Source organism: Sphingomonas sp. STIS6.2 (genome assembly GCF_000732685.2).
GTDB classification, from domain to species: domain Bacteria; phylum Pseudomonadota; class Alphaproteobacteria; order Sphingomonadales; family Sphingomonadaceae; genus Sphingomonas; species Sphingomonas aerolata.
Genome location: NZ_JPDP02000153.1, coordinates 5435 through 9927 on the forward strand (window position 1 = coordinate 5435; position 4493 = coordinate 9927).

Below are 4493 nucleotides of genomic sequence, written 5' to 3' on the forward strand. Positions count from 1 at the left end.
GCGGTTGGTGCGGGAGATGACCAAGGACCTCGCCCCCGATCACGTCATCGCGCGCTACCGCGACCTCTATCCCGATCGGACGCCGGGGCAGATCCTGCTGGCGGCATCGACCGCGGGTCGGTCCTGGCCCGGGCATCTGATCCAGGCCGAGGAACGCGCGAAGATCGGTGCGCCGACCTGGATGTATCAGCTCGACTTTCCTTCGCCGGAGGCGGGCGGCGTGCTCGGCGCGTTCCATACGCTCGATATCGGCCTAGTGTTCGACAATACGCAGCAGCCGAGCGCGCGGACGGGTGATGGGCCGGAGGCGAGACGGCTGGCCGGGCGGATGGCGGATGCGTTCATCGCGATGGCGCGGACCGGCGATCCGAACTGTGCGAGCGTGCCGATCTGGCGTCACTATGATCTGGTGCGACGCTCGACGATGATCTTCGATCGGGCAGTGCGGATGGAAGACGATCCCCGGCGCGAGGAACGCCTGCTGTTCGCGGTTGCGCCGTATATCAAGCCGGGCGGCTAGCGGTCCCACGGAAAGGCGAGCGTCGGGCGGTTGGCGTAGCGGCGCATGCGCAGGCTCAAGCGCGCACCGGCGCCGGGCTCGAGCCGGATCGTGACCGCGGCGCCGGCGACGTCGGTCGTGCGGCCGTCGATCGTCACAGCGTCTATCCGGTGCTCGGCATAGGCGCCGCCTTGCACCACCACCGTCCGCGGCTGGCTGTTGCTCAGGTTTACCAGCGTCACATCGGTCGTCGTGTCGCCCAGCGTATGCACGAGCGCAGTGACGTCCTCCGGCACGCCGGCGCGTTTGCGATCCGCGTCGAAATAGCGGAGCCGGCAGTGGAGCGGGACGCCGCCTTGCGATGGCGAAGTCTTCGACCAGGACGGGCGGGCAATGTGCAGGCCGCCGGTCATCAGCTGGACTAGGCTGGTGACGTTGGCCGGGTTAATGTCGATCGGCCAGTCTGCGAGCCGGGTTTCCGGCGTCGTCGGATCGGACACGCGCGCAGCGACCCGGTCGGCGACGGCCTTCAGGTCCGCGCGCAACGCGGTTACGGCGTAGCTCGGGTTCTTGCCTTCGAGGAAGCTCACCCACGGATGATCGCCGGCAGCCGCGCGGTCGGCGGGCGCCTGCGACATGTACCATATCTCGAAGCCGTTGGTCTTGAACGGACCAGGTTGCCAGCCATACCAGCCGTCCGCACCGTGCATCGTCGGCGTAGACAGCACACCGCCGATCGTCTTGGCCTGTGCATTGATCCGCGCGGTCTGGCGGCGCCAGACGTCGATATAGCGCTGATCGCCGGTCAGCAGCGTGCCGGTCATGAACGCGGTGATCGAACGGGGTATGCGGTTGCGGTTCTCGCGCTTGCCGGTCTGCGGCACGATCGGCGAGAAGCCCCAGCCATAGACGCCACTCCACCAGTCGCGCGGGACGATGCCATCCAGACCGACGCGGCTGGGGATGATGTCGCCGTTCGCTTTTGCCCGGCCAACCCACGCGTCGAGATAGTCGAGCGCCCAGGTCCGGTATCGATCCCCTGCCCCCAGCGCATACGCGTTGAGCCCTATCGTCGTCGCCTGAAGGTTGAGCGGATTGTCGCCGACGACGTCGCCATAGTCGGCATAATGCGCGAGCGTCTGCGCGTACGTCGTCTCGCCGTGTTCCATGTGGAAGCGTTCGCCGGCGGCGAACGGATCGCCCGCCCAGTCGAGCTCGGTCGCGCGGCGCAGCATCGGCCCCCGACTTCCGTTCATCAGGCTGCGCATGATCCGCAGCTTGGGGTCGTAGTTGCGTGTGGTCGGATCGCGGCCGGTGTAGAAGTCGGCGTAGCGACGCGTGCGCTCGATCAGCTTCAGGTCGCGCGGGCCGGACAGCCCCATCATGTTGAAGGTCGTCAGCCCTTCCGCATTGTGCTGCCAGTCCATCTGGACAGGAAACTCGCGAAAATACATCCCCTTGCGTGCGATCGGCACGTCGACCGTGCGCGCGGCGGTGAACTGCTTGAGGTGACCCTCCCACGCCCGTGCGTACAGGTCGCGGATACGATCGGGACCGCCCAGCGCGTGCAGGATCGCCCAGTCGTTCGTTGCTTCCGCCGCATCGTCGGGACCATCGTTCGCACCCCAGCGCTCGAACACGCGCAGCCAGCCGCGACTGTCGATATACTTTGCGTAGAACGCTTCGCAGGCTTCGGCATTGGCAGTGAGCAAGCGGCGTTGCAGGACGGCCCATTCCGGCGCTGCCATAGGCGTTGTAACCCGCAACGTCGCTGGCGCCGCACGAACGGCGGCAGGCAATGTGGCGAGTGCGGCCGCGGCACCCCCGAGCAGCGTACGTCGATCGACGGTCATGCGGCCAGCTCGACACGGCGGATCGGACCGACGATCACCAGGAACGAGAAGATCGTGAGCAGGCAATGCGCGCCAACGAACACCAGCGCCCAATCGAACGAGCCCGTAGCGCCGACGATAAAGCCGATGACGATCGGCGTGACGATCCCGGCGACGTTGCCGAACATGTTGAACACCCCGCTGGTCAGCCCGGCGAGCTGCTTTGGCGCGACGTCCGACATCACTGCCCAACCGAGCGACGCGACGCCCTTGCCGAAGAACGCAACCGCCATCAGCGTGACGACCAGCCATTCCCCCTCGACGAACACGCAGGCGATGATCAGCGTCGCCAGCAGCATCCCGAACACCAGCGGCACTTTGCGCGCGATGTCGATCGAGCCGGTGCGCTTGAGCAGCAGGTCGGACGTGTAGCCACCGACGAGCCCGCCGACGAAGCCGCACAGCGCTGGTGCGGCGGCGGCGAAGCCGGCTTCCATGATGTTCAGCCCGCGTTCCTTGACCAGGTAGATCGGGAACCAGGTGACGAAGAAATAGGTCAGCACGTTGATGCAATACTGGCCGAGATAGATGCCGAGCAGCATCCGGTTCGCGAGCAGCTGGCGCAGGTTCGTCCACGAGAAGGCCTGCGGGCGATTGGCAGCATCCTCCATCCGGATCAGCCCGCCGCCCGCCTCGATATGCGCGAGTTCGGCGGCGTTGATCTTCGGATGGCGGACCGGGCTGTGGATGTAGCGGACGAACAGTGCCGTCGCAGCCAGGCCGATCGCGCCCATCACCCAGAACACCGCGCGCCAGCCATAGCTGTGCACCAGCCAGCCCATCAGCGGGGCGAAGGCGACGAGCGAGAAATACTGCGCCGAATTGAAGATCGCCGACGCGGTGCCACGCTCGGCACCGGGAAACCAGGCGGCGACGAGGCGGGCGTTGCCAGGAAACGACGGCGCCTCGGCAAGGCCGACGAGAAACCGCAGCACAAACAGCATGGCAACTGCGGACACGCCCGCGATCACCCCGGTCAGCCCCTGTGTGGCCGTGAACAGCGACCAAGCGAGGATTGCACCAGCATAGACGCGCTTCGTACCGAACTTGTCGAGCAGCAGCCCGCCGGGGATCTGCGCGAGGACATAGGCCCAGGCGAAGGCGGACAGGATAAAGCCGGTCTGTACCGACGACAGCCCGAGTTCGGTCGATGCAGCAGACCCCGCGATCGAGAAGGTCGCACGGTCGGCATAGTTGATCGACGTGATCAGGAAGATGAGCGCGATCACGCGGTATCGCACCGCGGTCGGACGCCCGGTCACGCCTCCTGCGACCGCATCTTCGGCGGGGGATGATGCGGCGATCGTCATGCTTCGCTCTCCAGTCCAGCACTCGATCTGCGCGAGTGTTCGAGTTCGGTGTATCGACCAGAATGGGGTCGGTCCAAGTCCTAAAACGGGTTGATCGAGCCAACCCATGACTTGATCCGAGAACGAAGCGTTATGCGGGTCTTCGATCAGTGCATCGTTCGCATCGATCGATGTCGGAATGAGATTGGCTTAGGCGACCGCACCCGGCCTAACACAGATTGCGACAGACCGGCTCCAACGAAGCCGGCAGCGGGCACATCGTGCCGGAGTTAGGGGAGTGAGTATGACTGGGATCCGCAGCTTCAAATCCGTGTTGGCCATGTCGAGCGCGATCGTCGCCTGCTCTCTGGCGACGATGGGCCACGCCCAGAGCGTGCCGGAAACGACCGCGCAGAAGGAAGCGCGCGCCGCTGGCAACACCACCGATACCGACACTCCCCCCGCTTCCCCTGCCCTGCCGCCCGAGCAGAACGTGACCGGTGCGCCGCTCGCTGCGGATGCGCCGGATATCGTCGTGACCGGGTTCCGCGCGAGCCTGAACAGCGCGATCAACATCAAGCGCACGCAGACCGCGACCGTCGACGTCATCAAGGCGGAAGACATCGCCGAGTTTCCCGACCTCAACCTGGCGGAATCGTTGCAGCGCATCCCCGGCGTCTCGATCAGCCGCGTCAACGGCGAAGGCCGCAACATCTCAGTGCGGGGCCTCGGCCCCGACTATACGCGTGTCCGGATCAACGGCATGGAGGCGATCGGCACCACCGGCGGTACCGATAATTCGGGCGGCGTGAA

The 4493-nt window shown here is 65.9% G+C and carries 3 protein-coding genes and 1 pseudogene; 2 read left to right on the forward strand and 2 right to left on the reverse strand.

Annotated elements, in window-relative coordinates; all coding sequences use genetic code 11:
* Window positions 1-520, forward strand: a pseudogene (locus sphst_RS21335) (carboxylesterase family protein); the annotation flags it as partial.
* On the opposite strand, the gene sphst_RS14685 reads toward sphst_RS21335, so the two are convergent.
* Together sphst_RS14685 and sphst_RS14690 are read right to left on the reverse strand one after the other, a co-directional pair.
* Window positions 517-2352 (reverse strand): hypothetical protein, encoded by a 1836-nt coding sequence (locus sphst_RS14685; RefSeq protein ID WP_031396689.1) that lies wholly within the window; start codon window positions 2350-2352, stop codon window positions 517-519. The pseudogene sphst_RS21335 and the gene sphst_RS14685 sit on opposite strands and share 4 nt — an antisense overlap.
* Window positions 2349-3701, reverse strand: coding sequence for an MFS transporter (locus sphst_RS14690; RefSeq protein WP_031396690.1), 1353 nt, complete (start codon window positions 3699-3701; stop codon window positions 2349-2351). The genes sphst_RS14685 and sphst_RS14690 overlap by 4 nt, the downstream gene beginning before the upstream one ends.
* A gap of 283 nt (window positions 3702-3984) precedes the next feature.
* Here sphst_RS14690 and sphst_RS14695 point away from each other — a divergent pair.
* Window positions 3985-4493 (forward strand): TonB-dependent receptor plug domain-containing protein (locus sphst_RS14695; RefSeq protein ID WP_199848998.1); only part of this gene is annotated, 509 nt, incomplete at its 3' end.

Excerpts from the sequence above, each read along its gene's own strand:
- sphst_RS14685 (WP_031396689.1), bottom strand. The coding sequence starts at position 2,352 with ATGACCGTCGATCGACGTACGCTGCTCGGGGGTGCCGCGGCCGCACTC.
- sphst_RS14690 (WP_031396690.1), bottom strand. The coding sequence starts at position 3,701 with ATGACGATCGCCGCATCATCCCCCGCCGAAGATGCGGTCGCAGGAGGC.